Source organism: Enterococcus phoeniculicola ATCC BAA-412 (assembly GCF_000407505.1).
Lineage (GTDB): Bacteria > Bacillota > Bacilli > Lactobacillales > Enterococcaceae > Enterococcus_K > Enterococcus_K phoeniculicola.
In genome coordinates this window covers 527,055-545,912 of record NZ_ASWE01000003.1, presented here as the reverse complement: position 1 = coordinate 545,912, position 18,858 = coordinate 527,055, and the positions used below count along the sequence as shown (strand labels likewise).

At 36.4% G+C, this 18,858-nt stretch carries 12 protein-coding genes and 2 pseudogenes; 3 read left to right on the top strand and 11 right to left on the bottom strand.

Going from position 1 to position 18,858, the window contains the following annotated elements; translation table 11 throughout:
- Nucleotides 1–15 precede the first annotated feature (15 nt).
- The 5 genes from pepF to I589_RS13085 form a co-directional block, all read right to left on the bottom strand.
- Complete coding sequence (gene pepF, locus I589_RS13105; RefSeq protein ID WP_010768251.1) at nucleotides 16–1,833, bottom strand: oligoendopeptidase F; 1,818 nt, start codon at nucleotides 1,831–1,833, stop codon at nucleotides 16–18.
- 68 nt (nucleotides 1,834–1,901) lie between these two features.
- Nucleotides 1,902–2,954, bottom strand: a complete 1,053-nt coding sequence (locus I589_RS13100) for a competence protein CoiA (RefSeq protein WP_010768250.1) — start codon at nucleotides 2,952–2,954, stop codon at nucleotides 1,902–1,904.
- Nucleotides 2,955–3,142: 188 nt separating this feature from the next.
- A complete protein-coding gene (locus tag I589_RS13095; RefSeq protein WP_010768249.1) occupies nucleotides 3,143–3,790 on the bottom strand; it encodes an adaptor protein MecA in 648 nt (215 codons plus the stop codon).
- Nucleotides 3,791–4,165: 375 nt separating this feature from the next.
- A complete protein-coding gene (spxA, locus tag I589_RS13090) occupies nucleotides 4,166–4,564 on the bottom strand; it encodes a transcriptional regulator SpxA (RefSeq protein ID WP_010768248.1) in 399 nt (132 codons plus the stop codon).
- A 777-nt stretch (nucleotides 4,565–5,341) separates the two neighbouring features.
- Nucleotides 5,342–7,057 (bottom strand): ABC transporter ATP-binding protein, encoded by a 1,716-nt coding sequence (locus I589_RS13085; RefSeq protein WP_010768247.1) that lies wholly within the window; start codon nucleotides 7,055–7,057, stop codon nucleotides 5,342–5,344.
- 297 nt (nucleotides 7,058–7,354) lie between these two features.
- Between I589_RS13085 and I589_RS13080 the strand changes: the two genes are divergently transcribed.
- Nucleotides 7,355–8,065 carry an HAD family hydrolase gene (locus I589_RS13080; protein WP_034685353.1) on the top strand — a complete coding sequence of 237 codons (711 nt, stop codon included), beginning with the start codon at nucleotides 7,355–7,357 and terminating at the stop codon, nucleotides 8,063–8,065.
- 216 nt (nucleotides 8,066–8,281) lie between these two features.
- On the opposite strand, the gene I589_RS13075 is transcribed toward I589_RS13080, so the two are convergent.
- The 5 genes and pseudogenes from I589_RS13075 to I589_RS13060 form a co-directional block, all read right to left on the bottom strand.
- Entirely contained in the window at nucleotides 8,282–11,464 is a 3,183-nt protein-coding gene (locus I589_RS13075; protein WP_010768245.1) for a DEAD/DEAH box helicase, read from the bottom strand.
- A gap of 17 nt (nucleotides 11,465–11,481) precedes the next feature.
- Nucleotides 11,482–13,143, bottom strand: a pseudogene (locus I589_RS18810) (SbcC/MukB-like Walker B domain-containing protein); the annotation flags it as partial.
- An 860-nt stretch (nucleotides 13,144–14,003) separates the two neighbouring features.
- Nucleotides 14,004–14,631, bottom strand: a pseudogene (locus I589_RS18805) (AAA family ATPase); the annotation flags it as partial.
- Nucleotides 14,632–15,765, bottom strand: coding sequence for an exonuclease SbcCD subunit D (locus tag I589_RS13065; protein WP_010768243.1), 1,134 nt, complete (start codon nucleotides 15,763–15,765; stop codon nucleotides 14,632–14,634).
- Between the two features lie 396 nt (nucleotides 15,766–16,161).
- Entirely contained in the window at nucleotides 16,162–16,782 is a 621-nt protein-coding gene (locus tag I589_RS13060) for a lysophospholipid acyltransferase family protein (protein ID WP_010768242.1), read from the bottom strand.
- 151 nt (nucleotides 16,783–16,933) lie between these two features.
- On the opposite strand from I589_RS13060, the gene I589_RS13055 reads away from it, so the two are divergent.
- Together I589_RS13055 and I589_RS13050 are read left to right on the top strand one after the other, a co-directional pair.
- A complete protein-coding gene (locus I589_RS13055; RefSeq protein WP_010768241.1) occupies nucleotides 16,934–17,668 on the top strand; it encodes a tRNA1(Val) (adenine(37)-N6)-methyltransferase in 735 nt (244 codons plus the stop codon).
- Nucleotides 17,658–17,963, top strand: a complete 306-nt coding sequence (locus I589_RS13050; protein WP_010768240.1) for a GIY-YIG nuclease family protein — start codon at nucleotides 17,658–17,660, stop codon at nucleotides 17,961–17,963. The genes I589_RS13055 and I589_RS13050 overlap by 11 nt, the downstream gene beginning before the upstream one ends.
- 43 nt (nucleotides 17,964–18,006) lie before the next feature.
- Here the strand turns inward: I589_RS13050 and I589_RS13045 are convergent, their stop codons facing one another.
- Nucleotides 18,007–18,855, bottom strand: a complete 849-nt coding sequence (locus I589_RS13045; protein WP_010768239.1) for a PRD domain-containing protein — start codon at nucleotides 18,853–18,855, stop codon at nucleotides 18,007–18,009.
- Nucleotides 18,856–18,858 lie beyond the last annotated feature (3 nt).

Sequence of the window (18,858 nt, the reverse complement as noted above, 5' to 3'; positions counted from 1 at the left end):
TAAGAGAGCTTTTTTTTATTTGTCTAGTTCACTAATCAATGCTTCCAGTTCATCCAAACGTGCTTCAAATACCTTCATCGCCTCTTCAATATAAGCTGATTGTGTCATATCGACACCTGCTTTTTTCATGACTTCAATTGGATAATCACTATTTCCTGATTTTAAATACGTAAGATATTTTTCTAGTGCGTCTGGTTCATTTTCAACAATTTTATCAGCTAAAGCTGAAGCTGCTGAAAATCCAGTAGCATATTGGAACACGTAGTAATTATAGTAGAAGTGAGGGATACGAGACCATTCTAACGCGATTTCTTCATCTTCTTCTACTGCTGGTCCATAATATTTCGCATTTAATTTTCCATAGCTTTCATTTAAAAATTCACTTGTAAGAGGTGTTCCTTTTGCATCCTCAGTGTGAATGAAATGTTCAAACTCTGCAAATTGTGTTTGACGGAAAATCGTTCCCTTAAACCCATCCAGATAATGGTTTAGCACATAAGCGCGAACCCGAGGATCTTTTTCTGTTTCTAATAAATGCTCTGTAAGAATATTTTCGTTTGTTGTTGAAGCAATTTCTGCTAAGAAAATAGAATAGTCACCATAAACATAAGGTTGATTATTCCGTGTGAAATAGCTGTGTACACTATGTCCCATTTCATGAACCAATGTGTAAAGTTGGTCTAACGCATCATGCCAGTTCATTAAAATATATGGCAGAGTATCATACGCACCTGATGAGTAGGCGCCACTGCGTTTTCCTTTATTTTCAACAACATCAATCCAACGGTTTTCAAAAGCTTCTTCAACAACTGCCATGTACTCAGGTCCTAATGGCTGCAAAGCTTCTAACGCTTTTTCACGTGCTTGGTCATACGTAAATTTGATAGGTGCTTCCCCTAATACAGGTGTGTATAAATCATACATATGCAACTCATCTACAGCTAATAATCGTTTTCTTAGTGCTACATATCTATGAAGTAATGGTAAGTGATTATTGACAACTGTTACTAATGTATCATAGACACTTTCTGGGATGTGATTATTACTCAATGAAGCCTCTCTGGCAGAGCTGTATTTACGTGTTTTTGCTTTAAAATTGTGTCCTTTTACATGAGAACTTAAAGTAGATGCAAATGTATTTTTGAACTGCTTATAGACACCATATAAGCCTTTAAATGCGGCTTCTCGAACAGTTCTATCCGTGCTTTCTAACAATTGACCATAGACGCCATGAGAAAGCTGCACAGATTCACCTTCTTCATTTTTAACAACAGGAAAAGTTAAATCTGCATTATTTAAAATAGCAAACGTATCACTTGATGCTTCAAAAATTTCGCTAGCTCCCGCTAAAAGGGCTTCTTCTTCAGAAGAAAGAATATGCGCCCGGTTATCAACCATTTGTTTAACAAAATGACGATAAATTTCAAGTTTAGGCTCTTCTTCAAAGTACGCCCAAATCTGTTCATCAGACAATGTCAGCACCTCTGGCTCAAACCATGAAACAGCAGCACTGGTTTTTGCCAATAAGCTACTTGCTCTTGCATAGATTGCTTGGTAAGTTGAATTTGCTGTATCCTGATCATTTTTTAGATGAGAGTATACATAAATCACTTCGACTTTCCGATACACATCCAATAAAAATTCAATAGCAGCTAAAAATTGTGTTGAACCTGCTGCTAGTGTCCCCTTAAAGCTATCAGCTTTTTCAAGCTCTGTTGAAAGCTCTTGGAATTTTTCTTCAAATACTTCATCAGAGGCAAAGATTTTTGTTAAGTCCCAAGTAACGTCTGTTGCCAGTGAAGAACGATCAGGTAATTGTTTTGTTTCGCTCATTTCATACACCCCTTCATTTAATCTACGTCTATTTTAGCACAATAATTTTTTTTTTTACCATTCTTTCATCAATTCGTTCCCAATTTTTCGAAATTTCTGATAATTTCTATTTTTGAAAGTTTTAAACACTCGAGAAAGAGCTTTTTTTCCAACTCTTCTTTTTTACATAATGGAAACGTCCACTTTTTCATCGTCGTTTGTTTGCGCCAAACTTGAAAGAACTCATTTAATTCTTTTAGATTCATCTTTTTTCGTTGATTAAGCAGTTCCTCAAAATAACTACGGTAGTACATAATCTGGACACCAAAAAAAAGATAGTATGCACTGGGCTGATACATCCAGTGAGACATAGCCTGAAGATTCTTTTGTTTCAAATAAAGTTTCTTTTGTAATTCAAACGTTTGCTTTTTCTTTCTAACCAACTCCTTGAATAATATTTTCTGATAATCTCCCCAGTACTGAAATAGCTCTGTTTGACAGATTGGCGGTCTTTTCTGGAAGCGACATGCATATATTTCTGCTAGTGTCTCCTGCTTAAATGCCCATTCTTTTTTTTGAAAAAATAATTCCCCTTTTGGAAATTCCAGCACATGATAATATAAATGAATCTTTTCTTCCCTTGCATCTATACACCAAAAATAACAGCCCAATAGCTTATTGTAACTGCAAAAGCTTCGTTGAAGAGCAGTAAGCGTTCCTTTGGGCATCAGTTTTTCCCCCATCAGCCACCAAGCTTGATACCCATGAGACAAATAATTACTTGTTCGTTCAATCATTCGGGTTTGTGCTAAGATAGAGCATTGCACTTCAATGACTATTTGACAGGATAATAAATCTGGTCGTTGCTGTAGTTTTGGCAGGTAGGCTTCTAATTCCAATTGTTCATTAGACCAGCGAAACAACAGCTTTTTCAAATAAATATGTTCTTGTGTCTCTCCCTCACTAAAAGATAGACATTGATTTTTACGATGAGCAAAGTGCGGCGATTTAAATTGTCCTTTTTTAATAAATACAGGCTGTTGACATGTTGGACAACGAAGTTCTTTTCGATTCACTACAACCTTTTGAAAGGCTACCTCATCGGCATAAACAAATTGATTTCTCCATTTTGCAACTAACATTTTTTTCACCTCATCACTAAGGTACGCAAAAAAGCAATGATTCCACAACGGCCTCATTGTTTTGTGAACTTTTTTGTTCGTCCCCCTGATAAAAGTTTTCTCTATTTTTTATTTGATTATTATTTACAAAAAAAGCCCAAAACTTAATTAATAAGCTTTGGGCAGAGAGAACAGGAGAACATCCTCTTTTATTTAAAGTAGAAACGAGTTAATTCTAACGCATTACGCTCCATAATTAACTCACCATATTCTGCTAGAACTTCTTCTGTCACCTGAGTTGTTTTTGCAAATTCCAGTAACTGTGCAATTTGATCATCTACATCATGCTTAGATAATTCATCCATGAGAAAATTCACTTGTAAATAGTAAGATTCATTTAACCGATAAAGATTTGACCATGCTGATTCTAAAAATGTTTCATTTGACAAAGCAATCATTTGTTCAAAGTCATCTAACACGAAGATAACACTTTGGAATGAACTTTCTACTTCAACAGGCATGTCAGGCTCATCTTCTGATGATTGAGCACGCATAAATTCACTAATCTCGTCCATACTAGAGCCTTGCATATCATCTAACTGAGATAACTCTTCTGCAGACAAGCTTTTACTGATAAATAGTTCTAATCCGTCACCTTTTGGAAGTACTTGAAAAGTCACCGCTTCGCTTCCCTGAAATTCATCTTCTACATCTACTTCTTCTAAAATACTATAAAAGAAATTTTCTATTTCCTTATGGTTCCCTAATAAATCTAAAAAAGTGATCCCCCTGGCAGCTAAATCTTCATTGCCAATCAATACTCGGATAGTATTTTCATTAATATGTTCCATTTCCATATTAGCCACACCTCACTTCTACCTAGTAATAGGATATACGTACATTGTAGCTGAAACACCCTAAAAGTAAAGAAAAAACTTCTAACCTCGGAAATATTTAGGGAAATTCAACTTATTCAATCAAATCTAGCTTTATTCCAGCCAAACTTTGCTGCTAACATTTGATAAAAATTATATGTCAGGATAAACAATTTTTTTATTAAAATGAAAAAAGAGCATGGCCATAACTCAAAATAGTTATAGTCCACGCTCTTAGAATCTTAATAAAGTGGCAGAAACAAAAAATCAGCTTCTCATTATTTCTAGGAGTTAGCCGCTTTTGTCCGACCACTTCATCTATTTATTAAACAATCCGTATATACTTATGCAATCATTTTATAGGCCTGCCATCAGTTGTGCTTGACGTAATTCCAATTGGCGAACATCACGTGGTAAAAACCGACGAATTTCATCCTCATTAAAATCAACTTGCAAACGTTTCTCGTCAATCATAATTGGACGACGTAACAACCCAGGATTTTTTTGTACAAGAGTCAAAAGATCTTGCAGTGATAATTCATCCAAATCCATATTCAACTTTTGGAAAACTTTCGATCGTGTCGAAATGATTTCCTCTGTACCATCCTCAGTCATTTGTAAAATATCTTTCAGCTCAGAAATATTTAATGGCTCAGAGAAAATATTTCTTTCAACGAAAGGAATCTCATGTTCTTGTAACCACGCACGAGCTTTACGACAAGAGGTACAACTTGGGGAAGTAAAAAGTGTTAACAACGTGCATCACTCCTTTTGTGAACAACGTCACAGTTTTGGAACAGAAGAAGAGTTCGTTCTTCTATCTGTTCTTATTATAACGAATATTTTTATGAAATGCTAGCCAATTTCAAAATAAACACACAAAAAATGAATGTTTTTTAAAAAGTTTTCATTATAAAATCAATCTTTTTTTGAAAACCTTATAATGAAAATGAGAAATTTCAAATTTTTAGAAAAATCTAAAAAAATACGTGAAACAGAACAAAAAACTGTATCAATCACTAGCAATATTTAGGCAAATATACGAAATAATTTTGCGATATTCTTGTTTTTTATTTTTTGTATTTTTCTTTTAAATTGAACTATTTTCCTTTTGCTTAACTATTTCATAAGGAAACACTACTGGAAATAGGGAGAAATTTCTTTTCCGATTTTCTAAAAAAGTTACTCAAAAAATATAAATATATTTTTGTTATTTAAAGATTTGAAAAACACCTAGATATTCTTATATTTATTTCTTTATGATACTTCTAAAATACGCAGTAAATTGTCTATTTTCATCAAATGTTTTCACTTTACTTTATCTAAAAATGAACTCTTCTCATCAGCAAAATGAAAAAAAGTCTATTTTTTATACGTATTTTCTGGATTTTTGCTTTAGAAAAAATTATTCTTTTGTTCGTAAAAAGCTTGGATCGGCGGAGTATGGTAAATAAAAAATGAACGGAGTACTCATTCTTCACCATGTATACTTAGCTTACTGGAAATCCGGTAGCTCACGTTCAATTTGTGTACTTATTTTCTAAACTGAGCATTGTAGAGCGCTCGATAATGCCCGTCTAAATTCATTAACTGCTCGTGCGTCCCCTCTTCCAAAATTCCGTCCTCACTAACAACAATGATTCGAGTCGCATGTTTGATTGTTGCTAACCTGTGCGCGATAATCAGAGTTGTACGGCCGTCTGCTAACGAATTTAGAGACTCCTGAATCACTTGCTCTGTTTCAGTATCTAATGCAGAAGTAGCTTCATCTAATATAAGAATCGGAGGATTTTTCAGAAACATACGTGCAATCGCTACTCTCTGTTTTTGACCTCCAGAGAGTTTTACCCCTCGCTCACCAATAATTGTATCCAGACCATCAGACATTTGGTCGATGACTTTTTCCAAATGTGCTAACTTTACCGCCTGTAAAATTTCATCTTCTGTAGCATCTAACTTCCCATAAGCAATATTTTCTCGAATGGTTCCAGGAAATAAGAACACATCTTGTTGTACAATTCCAATTTGACTGCGCAAAGAAGATAATGTCATCTCTTGAATATTCATTCCATCAATCGTGATAGCCCCGCTAGATACCTCATAAAAACGAGGAAGTAAGTTACATAACGTCGTTTTCCCTGAACCGCTTTGCCCAACAAATGCGACGGTTTCACCCGGTTTAATCGCTAAATTAATATGATCTAAAACTTTGGTTTTATCACTATAGGAAAAGGAGACATCCGAATAAGAGATATTTCCTTGAAGCGACGTTACTTCTACCGCGTCTTTCTTATCCACAATAGCAGGCTTCTTATCAAGCTCCTCTGTTAATCGCTTGAAACCAGCAATTCCTTTTGGGTAGCTTTCTATCATGTTATTTACTTTTTCAATTGGTCGAACAAACACATTCGCCAGTAAGATGAATCCAACAAATTGCCCATTGGTGATTTCTCCATTAATTGTATAATAAGCACCAAAAATCAGCGCAAATAAATTAATTAGACGAATTAAAAAGTAGTTATAAGAAGAGCTGACTGCCATTACCTTATAAAACAAAATTTTTGATTTTCTATACGCTTGACTCAATCCCTCAAAACGACGGTTCTCAAATGCTTCATTTGAAAAAGACTGTGTCACACGAATCCCGCTAACTGACGCTTCAACCCCTGCATTAAATTCACCAAGATTATCATAAATTCGAGTATTTACTTTTGTCATTTTTTTATTGAAGAATACCAAAGCAATTGTAATAAACGGAATCAATATAAAGGTCGCAACCGCTAATTTCACATGAATATTCAACATCAATAAAAATGAACCCAGTAAAGTCATAATCGTGATAAATACATCTTCTGGTCCATGATGCGCTACCTCAGAAATTTCAAATAAATCTGTCGTTAGACGACTAATAAGTTTTCCTGTTTTTTGATTGTCATAATAATCAAAAGATTGCGTTTGAAGATGATTAAATAACTCTCGGCGCATATCCGTTTCAATATTTACGCCCAATTTGTGACCAAAGAATACCACAACATATTGTAAAGCTGTATTAATAATATAAAAGAGTAGTAAGCCAATGCATGCCCATGCAATTAAGCGAAAATCTTCTTTTGGCATAATTTTGTCGATTACTTGATTGACAACCACAGGAAATGACAATTCTAGTAACCCAGCCAATACCGCACATGAAAAATCTAATAGAAACAGCCCTTTATAAGGTCTGTAATAACTAAAAAAACGTTTTAACATTTTCTTCCTCCTTAACTTCCCTGTAAATTTTCTCACACAAAATCTAGTATACCATAATGATTTTTCAAGAATTCTTCTCTTTCTAACATTTTCTGAAAAGAAAACCAATTTATTTCTTTTTCGGTGAAAAAAACTGAAATTTGACTTTGCTTGACCTATCAACCTTTAATGAAAATAGGTAATATAAACCTTTATTTAACAGTATTTTTCCCCTTTTTTTATTCATGAAATTCGACTACAATGAATGAGGATTTTACTTTGAAAATAAATGAAAATTTTGAAAGGCGTGGACTATTTTTGATTGAAGCAATTGTCTTTGATGTTGATGACACAATTTATGACCAGCAGCAACCCTTCAAGAATGCTGTAAACCGAGTGATTCCTTTAGTGACTGAGGAAGATATGAAGGAGCTTTATATTCGATTTCGCTATCATAGCGATGAAAATTTCCCAAAAGTAATGGCAAACAAATGGACGCTTGAATATATGCGTGCACATCGAATAAGCCAATCCTTAATTGACTTGGATTATCCCCATATCACGGAAGAAGACGGTTTGCATTTTCAAAAAGTATATGAAGAAGAATTAGATAACATTTGCATGCATGAGGAAGTAAAGCGAACACTCGACTATCTTCAAGAAAAACAAATCCCTATCGGAATTATCACTAACGGTCCAACCGATCACCAATACAAAAAAGTAAAGCAGCTTTGTTTAGAAAAATGGGTACCTAGTGAACGCGTAATCATTTCGCAAGCAACTGGTTTTCAAAAACCAGAAGTCGAGATATTCAAACTAGCTGAGAAATCATTTGGCTTCACTGCTGAAAAAACACTTTATGTTGGAGACAGCTTTGAAAATGATGTTGTTGGATCCAAAAAAAGTGATTGGCACTCGTTATGGTTTAACCATAGAGAACGGTCGCTCCCAGATGGAGAACAACCATTATTTGATATGGAATTAACTTCCTTTGAACAATTATTTGAAACTATTCAATCTATTTTTTAGGCGAGATAAGTAGATTCTAACTATTTAGTGTACTGCCAGCTCAGGAGGGCTGCACTAGCATGTAATACTATCAGGGACTTCTCTCATATGGGTTTCACCTTAAGATAAGTGATTGTATAGAGAATCAAAATAAATGTTTCTTTATTTTTAGGAATAAGCAAAAAAGCAGGAGTGGTAGATGGCGAAAGGTTACGCCTTCTTACTCCTGCTATTTATCTACTCTCCAATACTCAAAATTAATCGAATATCTTCTTCTGTTAATTTACTTAGCTGATCATCATTTCCTTGTATTACTTTTTGGAAAAGCTCTCGTTTTTCTTGTTGAAGAGAATCCATGCGCTCTTCAATTGTTCCTTCTGCAATCATTCGCCAAACTTCCACGACATTCTTTTGCCCAATTCGATGCGCACGTCCAGCTGCTTGCTGTTCTACTGCCGGGTTCCACCATAAATCATAGAGAATAACTGTGTCTGCTCCAGTGAGATTCAATCCAGTTCCTCCCGCTTTTAAAGAAATTAAGAAAACATCTTTTTCTCCAGCATTAAATGCATCAACCATAGTTATTCGCTCTTGAGGTTTCGTACTTCCTCGAAGATAAAACGTAGTCATACCAAGCTCTGACAGCTCTTCTTCAATAATTGAAAGCATACTTGTAAACTGAGAAAATAACAACACGCGCCGATTGTTTTCTTTTGCTGCTAAAACCATCTCTTTTACTTGATCTAACTTTCCTGAACCACCTGTATAATCCTCTATAAATAACCTAGGATCACAACAAATTTGTCTCAGACGAGTCAAACCAGCTAAAATACTGATTCTATTTTTCTTAAATGTCGCTGCATCCATTTGATTGACTTGCTCTCTCATCTGACGTAAATAAGCAAGATAGACTTTCTTTTGTTCCTCTGTTAATACACTATAGAGATTTGATTCAATTTTTTCCGGAAGATCTTTTAGCACAGTCGCTTTATCTCTTCTAAGTATAAATGGTTGAATCATCTGAGAAATTTCTGTCACTTTTAATTCCCGGAATTTCGTTTTATTGGGGAAAAATCCAGGCATAATTGTTTGGAATAATGACCACAACTCTTCCAGATTATTTTCAATCGGTGTTCCGCTTAACGCAAACCGTTGAGGGGCATGCATTTTCCGCAAAGCCTGAGCTGTCTTCGTTGCACTATTTTTTACCATTTGCGCTTCATCCAATACGAGATAACCCACTTGTTCTTTTTGATAAAGATCTTCATCCTGACGTAAACTTGCATAGGATGTAATCCGAATATCAACAGGAAGCTTCAGCAATGCTTCACGTTCATTCCTGTTCCCACCAACAACCACAGAGGTAAGTGTTGGTGCAAACTTTTTGATTTCTGCCTGCCAGTTATATATCAAACTTGCTGGTGCCACAATTAAGGCAGAAATCGTTTCTTTTTCTTCTTTTTCAGATAACAAGTACGTAATCATCTGGAGCGTTTTACCTAGTCCCATCTCATCTGCCAGTATCCCACCAAATTGGTAGTGGCTCAACATTTTCAACCATTTGAATCCTGTCACCTGATATTCCCTCAACTGGGCATTAATTTGCTGAGGCAAACTTGCTTCAAACTGTTCAGGGTGGATGAGGTCTGTCACCATTTCATCAAAGGATGTGCTAAAATGCGTACGTGTACTTTTTAGCTTCTCCTGTAAAACTAGACCTTGGTTTCGCGGCATCTGTATCACGCCATTTTCCGAGTGGATTTTTTCTCTCAGCTGCGACAGCATCGTGCTTGTTTGCTGAAACTCTTCTGAATCAAATGAAAGAACCTGTCCATTTTCTAGCGTATAAAAGCGTTCATTTCTGAGTAAGCTTTGTAAAACAGCATCAATTTCCTGCTCTTCAATCCCTGTTACGTCAAATCGTACATCTAACCATGAGCCATCCTCACTAACCTCAATTTGAGGTTGATAATGCTGGGCATCAAGATACAATTCTCTAAGCTTCTTTCCAATCTTTACATCTGCGTGATGTCGAAAAACGGTAAGCTCTTTTGTAAAAAAGGCGTAAAGCCGTTCTCCAGTTGGCAAAGCTTTTTCAAATCCAGTGCTATTCTTCTTATAGCTATACAGTGGGAAGAGGGAAAGAACCTGCTCTTCTCGGACTGTTTCACGAAGGACTTCTTTTCTTCCTTCAGGTAAGATCTGATGTTTTTTATCCGTTGAAAAAACCACATCCCCATAGGCAAAGTCCACTCGAACCTGAATCATTCCTTTGACTTTTCGAAAAAATAGAATAGGCTGAACCGGAGTATCACTGACTTCATTAGTGACGGCTTCCTGAACTTCCACCTGCCCTATTTTCTTCAAAACAGGCAAGACTTCTCTAAATAATTGAGATAATTCACTTTTCTGATAAGACACTACAGGTTCTTTCATTCGTTTTAACAATTGCTCAAGCGTTGTGTAAATGGATTGCTGAGCAGGTGTCAATTCGTAAAATTTTCCTGAAATAATTCCCCAGTGATAGTAGCTGAAAAAATGATCAAAGGTTTGGTTTACATGAAGCTCAAATTCATCCTGCACTTTTTCAACAATCATTTTTAGCGGTAACTCTTCTGTCGTAAATTGAATCTGTTTATAGGTATCTTCACCGACTATCAATTTTAAATTCTTGGTTGATGCCAAACGTTCGAGCAGTTCTTTTCCTCGTTGAATAGGCAGCAATAAATAGCGTTTATCCATTTTCCCTTTTACTTGGAGTCCGGTTGTTCCTAACAGCTGCTGGGTCTGCGCCATTTCTGACAGCTCTTTTAACAATGCCCACTGACTAGGTTCAAACACTTTTTCTAGCAGAGTAAATGGATACTGTTTGTTTACTGTATAGATTCTTTCTTCCTCAACAGCTTGCAAAAACTCATAGATGTTTTTCACTACATAACTACGTTTCTTTCCTGTGGCATAACCCACTCTTAATGAAATTCCTAATACTGAAAACTCTGGATGATATTGATTTGTTTCAATTGATTCTACAATAAACTCTGAAAACAACGGAGTACTTTCTGGCTCCTTTTTTGTTTCCTGCAGACGTGCAAATCCTTTTGTAAACATATCTGAAGTAGATACCCGCTTTGATTCCGGAAGACGCTGACTTTCCTTCATCACACGAGAAATTGTTTGTTTTCTAAGATAAAGCTCAACTGCCACCGTATGTTTGCAGTAATGATGCTCTTGCCAATAAGGACATTGGCACAAATCGTTCTCTTTGGCCGTTCCATCTAACCCTACGAGATACAACTCCGAACCTAAAACCTCTGCGTGCCATACTCTATTCTCAAAATCAGGTGTCACTGACAAAACACGACCTTCATTTAAATAGGTCCGTCCACGCTCAATCACTTTTTCTGGTATACTCCATTTCATTTTTTTCCCTCCCTTCTCTAGTCATTTAACTGATAATCAATGGTACTTTGACCCGTACCCGTACTTTTTACTAACACTTGCTGTAAAATTCGGCTCTTTAACTCACGAACATGACTAATTATACCAATCATTCGTCCTTCATTTTCAATCGTTTCCAACGCCTCCATGGCCATTTCTAAGGATTCCTCATCTAGTGAGCCAAACCCTTCATCAATAAATAAAGCCTCTATAGTCACACCACCTGCTTGACTTTGAATCACTTCGGCTAAAGACAAAGCTAAAGCAAGTGCCGCAATAAAACTTTCTCCTCCAGACAATGTATGCGCACTTCTCGTCGCTCCCGCATTGTCATCATACACATTAATTTCCAAACCCGTTTTGCTACGATAACTACCAACGCCATCAGAAAGCTCAAACTGATAGCGATTTCTGGTTAATCTTCCTAGACGCAAGTTAGCGACAAGTAATACCTCTTCAAGATATGCCTGCAGTACATAGCGCTCCAAACTTGTCTTAAATGCATTTTCACCATTAATAGTTTGTGCTAGCTGTTGAAATAAACTAATCTCGTCTAGTTGTTTCTGACTTTTTTCATAGAGAGCTGCCAGCTGTTGGCGATACTCTTCATTTCTTTGCCATTGCTCTTGTGCTTGAACCACACGTTTTTGGCTCTCTAACATCTGTTGTTTCTTTTCTTCCCATTCAAGTTGAATGACGGATAATTCAGGAAGATCTTTTTCACCAATCTGCTGACTAATTGTTTGATGTTGACTCTTCAAAACTGCTTGTTCTTCTTCATATTGGTGAATAGTTTGTTGAATAGTTTCAAGCACTTCAACCTCTTCAAAAAGTGCTAGCAGCTCACTTTCTTCATCTATAAACGGAGAGTCAATGATTCTTTTTTCCAGAGAGGCTCTTACGTTCATTTCTTCATCAATTTGATTGGTGATTTGTTCCTCTAGCCCTTGAACTTGCTCGTTTAATTTCAGCAAAGTTTCACGTAGCATTTGCCCTTCTTGTTCGTAACTCATCAGATTATTTTCCAATTGTTGAATGGACTCTTTCAGTCGTTCAGATTCTTGCGTTAGCTGTTGGTAAGAACCTTCCTCCGTTTGTTTGGCTAACGATTGTCTTTGTCCTTCTATCTCACCCAGTTCATTCGTCTTTACTGCAAGAGAGTGTTCCACTTCCGTTTGCTCTTCCATAATCTGTAAACGCGCGCGTTCTAATTCAAGCGCTTCTTCTTCTGCTTGTTGAATATTGATGTCTTGTTCTTCATGTGCCTTTTTTAGCTGCTGAAGAATTTCTGAATACCCTTCTTTGCCATTTTGCTGGACTTCCAAAGATAGACTATAATTTGCTTGGATTTGCTGTTCAAGAAGTTGTGTTTGTTCTTCTAACTGTCGTTGAACTTCTTTTTGTCCCTGCTGATTTTCTAAAATACGAGTCTCAAGTTGTTGGGATTGCGCCTGCATATGCTGAAGTAGTTGTTGTTCTTGTGCTAGCTGGTCTTCCGCTAAAGTAAGCGCCTCTTCATTTTCTTTAATCGTTTCAGATGAATATATTTGATGAGTGGTCCCCTCACTTGGATGTTCTGTTGCACCACAAACTGGACAAGGCGCCCCTGGAACAAGCAATAGACTTAACCGCGCAATCTGCATTTTTGCCCATTCGCTTTTTATTTCTACTAATTCTTCACTACTTTGTTGAACGTGCTCCGTTGTTAAATGGAGTTTTTCTTTTACTACTTGTTGTTCTTCAAGTAATTGCGTTTCTGTTACTCGTTGCTCCTCACAGGATTCCTCTAACTGTTGCGTTTGTTTAACCATCTGTTCTGTTTCAAATAAAGAGAGTTTTTTTTCCTGCCAATTCGTTTTTTCTTTAATTATCGCTTCAAGCTTCTGATACTTTTTTCCATACGCTGCTTTACTTGCTTCTATCGCTTGTTTCTTTTCATTTAAACTTGTAAGCTGTTGATCTTTCTCTTGTTTCAACTGAGTTAAATCATCGTATTCTTTTGCAATCGGCAGTAAAAACTGAATTTTTTGTGCACGCTCTTTTTTTTCTTTTACTTGCTGAACAAGCTGTTCACTCTCTTCTTTTTGGTTTGTCCATTTGGAGAAGTCTTCTTCTTTTTCTTTCTGCAAGTGCAACAGCTGTTCTTTTTGACTCATAATTTTTTGTAGATGCTGTTGTACATCTTGTTGTTTCTCCACTAAGATGCTCTGTTTTTCTGCCCAACGCAACGCCTGTTCTTTCTCTTTCAGCTGAGCAATTTCTTGTTTTCTTTCTTCATTTCTTTGCTGTTTTTCTTCAATTTCTGCTAATCGTTTATAGGCATCTGCTCGTTCTTTTGACTGATAATAGAGTTCTTCAGCTTCTTCTTGTTGTTTTTTCAGCGTAGCAAACTGTTGGTCCTTTTCCTCAACTGTTGCCCGCTGCTGTTCTAGCTCTGTCTCCCACGCAAGTATAAGCTCTTGTGTGGACACTGTGGAAACCGGCTCATTTTGCCAAACAAATTGTTGCTGTAAATGCGACGTCTCCAAAACTAAATGGTCTAAGGATTTCTGCTGTTCTTTTAGCTGCTGCTTCAGCCATTCATTCATGTTTTGATAAAGCTGTGTACCAAATAGATTTCTTAAAACCGCTTCTTTTTCATTACTGTTTGCAATTAAAAAATTACGGAATTCACCTTGAGGTAATAAAACGATTTGAGAAAATTGCTTCGCATCCAAGTGCAAAAGCTCCTTAATCGTTTGATCTACCTCACCTCGTTTAGTATATTGTTTTAGCTCTTTTTCAGAGGTGTCCATTATAGTTAAAGAAACTTTTGCTGTTTGTGTTCTTACACCCTCGCCCTTTTTCTTCGCTAAAATCTGTTCAGGCTTTCTCTCAACAAGATAGAACAATTCTTGATGTTCAAAAAGAAAGGAAACAGAGGTCTCTTCAGACGGCGCTGCAAACGAAGAACGCATATCTTTTCCTAAGCGTAGTCGTCCAGAGGTCTCCCCAAACAGCGCATAGGTCATCCCATCAAATAAAGTAGTTTTTCCAGAGCCTGTCTTTCCACTAATCAAAAAAAGAGAGGACTCTGAAAGCCTAGAAAAATCTAGTGTTTCATCGATAAACGGCCCGAAATTTTTTAAAGTAAGCTGTCTCGGTTTCATCTATTTTTTCCTCTCCCAATCATTTAAATTTTGTAATCCTTCATCTATCCAGATTTTCTGACGCTCAGTCAGTTTTTCATCCGTCATTTCTTCAAAAAAAGTTGCAATCAGCTCTTGAGGATTTAAGTTTTTTTTCTGGAGTGTTATCTGTCTTTTTGTTCCTTCCTCTCGCCCATTAACTCGCTCTACACTGAGAATACGTGGATAAATCTGTCGCAGCTGGTTCATCATATTCGGAATGATAGCGCGATCGGTTAATTGAATTTGAAGATAGTCCTCCCGATTCATCTCCTGATAAAATGCTGGTGAAGTTAACTCATTAAAGCTGGCAGTCACCTCTGTCATTTCATGAAGTGGCGTCAGCTCAACAAATCTGTAGCAAATGCTGGGCTGTGTTTCAACAATCCATACGCCTTTAGTTTGGTTCATCTCTGAAAGTGAAAATTTTAACGGCGAGCCACTATAACGAGCATTCTCTTGGTGAAGTGCATCTTTTCCATGTAAATGTCCTAATGCCACATAGTCAAAATCTTTCAGCATTCCCCCAGGAACACCATCAAGCCCCCCAACTTCTATTTTCGTTTCGGAATCAGTCTTTTCACTTCCTGCAACAAAAAAATGACTAACTAAGATATGTTTTTTATCTGGTAAAAATTTTTTCTTCATTTCTGAGATAATTTTTTCCATCGCTTGTGGGAGTGTTCGAATTGATTCGTCGCCAAAATAGAGTCGAGCGGCAATCGGCTCAAAATAAGGGAGTAAGAAAAACTGTGCATCTTCCCATTCAATTGGTACAAACGCTTGCTCTAAACGTGTATTTAAGTAAAATTCTGTCTGAGAAAACCAAGGAGCGCCAGCCTCTAAACGAGTACTGCTGTCGTGGTTGCCCGAAATAGCGAATAGCGGGAATTTCTCTTCCAAATTCATTTTTATTAGCTGCTGATTGAAGGCTTCAACTGCCTCTACAGAAGGAACGGAACGATCATATAAATCTCCTGCAATCACAATCGCATCGACATTCTCTTTTTTTGCAATAGAAAGAATATCCAGCATGCTTTTTTTTTGATCTTCTAATAAATCATAGCCATGAAGTTTTTTCCCAATATGCCAATCTGCCGTATGTAAAAATCGCATGTTTTTCACCCTCAACTTGTTTACCAGTTTTTTCGTTCCTTTGATTTCCAGTCTCCCCAAAAAAGGGCTTCTTACTATTATACCAAATTTCATGAATTTCGTGACATTTTTTCTTTCGGAGACGAATCCTTCTTTAGTATTCTCTAATAAACGCCTTATTCAATGGATACAATCAAGTAAAAGATAAGAGGAGAAAACGAAAAAACATGATTTGCCAACAAGCCATTGTTTCAAATCATATTGTCCACTTACTATTACAAATCAAAAACGCAACCTCTACCCAAAAAGGATAAGGTTGCGACCATATCATAGAAAGAAAGAGCACTTTAAGAATTGAAGGTCTCTACCTCGATTTTCTCTCAACATCTTCTACAGACGTCTTGCTCAATCATTTCATTATTTCTTTGCATCATAAACAAAGTTTGGATCAACTTCTTTATCTAATTGATCAAAGGCTTCTTGCGTTCTGCGTTCCACTTCTGCCAAACCTTCTTTATCCATTTTTTTAATGTCGCTGATATCAATGGGGTCTCCAAAACGAACAACTACACGTTTTCTCTTAAATAAATCACCTAGTGTTAATGGTCCCTGATAAACAGAAGGAACAATTTTCGTCTTTGACATTTTTGCAATTAATGCCATTCCTCCTTTTAATTCTGAGGAATGTCTGGTTCCACTTGGAAACATAATTAAACTTAATTCTGTTGATTTTAAAAGCTTTACAGGTGTTTTTATTGCACTAGGTCCAGGCTTATCACGGTTAACTGGAAACGCATTGGCATGCTTTAAAATATATGAGAGAACCGGATTTTTAAACAGCTCCTCTTTTGCCATAAAGCTGAACTGTTTGGGTGCAGCTGCAACAGCTAAATAAAGGGGTTCCCACCATGTTCTATGTGGGGCAACTAAAATATAATTCTCATCTTTGGGTAATTTTTCTTTATTTTGATAGTGGGCATTGCCGTTAATGATAAAGAAAACAACACGGACAACCCCTCGCATAAATCTAAAAAACATCGTCTCTTCCTCTCCTTGGAGCAATCTGTCAAAAAATGAACTATATTTCAAATTCTTTTGACTATTTCTTCTCTCCACTAAACGTAGTATAATACATAAGCATGAATTTTTTAAGTCATTCTTATCAATTTTCAAGGAGGAAATGAATCCTATGCTAAAAGACGGCGAAAGAATTGACCAGCTCTATGCTGAAGATATCCAAATTATTCAAAGTAATGACGTATTTTCTTTTTCAATTGATGCAGTACTCTTAGCAAATTTTCCTTCTCTTCCTAAAAAAGGACGAATTGTTGATCTCTGTGCTGGAAATGGTGCAGTGGGCTTATTTATAAGTCGAAAGACAGCGACAGAAATTATTCAAATTGAATTACAGCCTCGTTTGGCGGACATGGCGCAAAGAAATGTCCAGCTGAATCATTTAGAAGAGCAAATGCAGGTTTACGAAATGGATTTAAAGGATACCTGTCAAAAAGTAAAACCGGATTCCGTTGACCTTGTAGTGTGTAATCCACCCTATTTTAAAGAACTTCCTACTAGTCAAAAGAACCCGAATCCTTACCTTGCTATTGCTCGTCACGAGATTCATACAACCTTACATGATGTAATTGATGTTTCCTCTAAGCTTTTAAAAACAAATGGGCGCTTGGCTATGGTTCATCGACCTGACCGCTTTTTAGAAATTATTGAAGAAATGAAGCTGTTAAGAATCGCACCAAAAAAAGTTCAGTTTGTTTATCCTAGAGTTGGAAAAGAAGCCAACGCCCTGCTAATTGAGGGAATAAAAGATGGAAAGACGGATGGCTTTCGAATTCTCCCCCCACTATTTACGTATGATGAAACAAATGAATATACAAAAGAGTTAAAGGAGATGCTTTATGGTCGCTGATACTCATTTTTTCTATGTCCTTCACTGTAAAGACGATACATTTTACGGAGGATACACTACAGATTTAACTCGTCGTCTTGCTGAACACAACAAGGGGACTGGGGCAAAATACACCCACCCGCAAAGTCGCAGACCCTTGGAAATGATTCACGCAGAAGTTTTTTCAACTCGAAGTGAAGCAACCAGTGCAGAAGCTACTTTTAAACGTTTATCCCGTAAACAAAAGGAAGCCTATTTAAAGAAACCAAAAAGTTGTTATCCGGTACCAAAAAGAAACGAAAGCAAGAAGAGATAATCGATAACTATCTTTTCTCACTTTCGTTTTTTTAATTATTTAACTAGCTATTCATAGATGAATGATTCATTAATCGATTGATATGAACCCCTAGATAAGCTATTTCATTTTCAGGAATCTGAGTATCGTAAGTTTTATCAATATAGGCCTTAACTTTTGTTGCAATGTCCATTGCATTGGGATACAAAGACCACATTTGACGATACAATTCATCTTCTTTTTCATCAATTAATCCCTGAGAAAAATAACGATCTACAAAATAGCGTACGTGTGTTACAAATCGACTATAGTGCACTGAATTAGTATCTATTGGTTGCATAACTGCGTAACGAACCATACTAATAATGGTTCCAACTAGTTTCGCTTTTTCCATTCCATTGGAAACCACAGTAGTATCCGTCTGAGCATTGATTAAATGAAAAGCAATATTAGCTGCTTCTTCTTCCGGTAGTTTGCAGTGAAACGCTTCAGCTAAAACACTAATCGCACGCAGTCCGATTTCATATTCTTTTGGATAATAATTAGAAATTTCCCATTGAAGCCGATTCGATACATTTAAGCCTTTTTCATATCGCTCAACAGCAAAATGTAAATGATCCGACAAAGTCAAATAAATATTCGTATTCAGATTATTTAACGATGCCTTCTCTGCCAGTGTTACGATTGATTTAGTCATCTCAAAATATTGAATAGGAATTTCATCAATCAATTCAAAAAATTGTGCAGACTTCATTGTATCAATGGACAAAAATATTTTATCCACCTCTTCATCTGAAATGAAATCTCCCGGCTTTTTTCCGTAGCCAATGCCTCTTCCCAACGCAATCAATTCTTGCTCTTCTTTTTCAACAAGAACAACACTTGAATTTAATACTTTTTTAACCGAAATCATTGA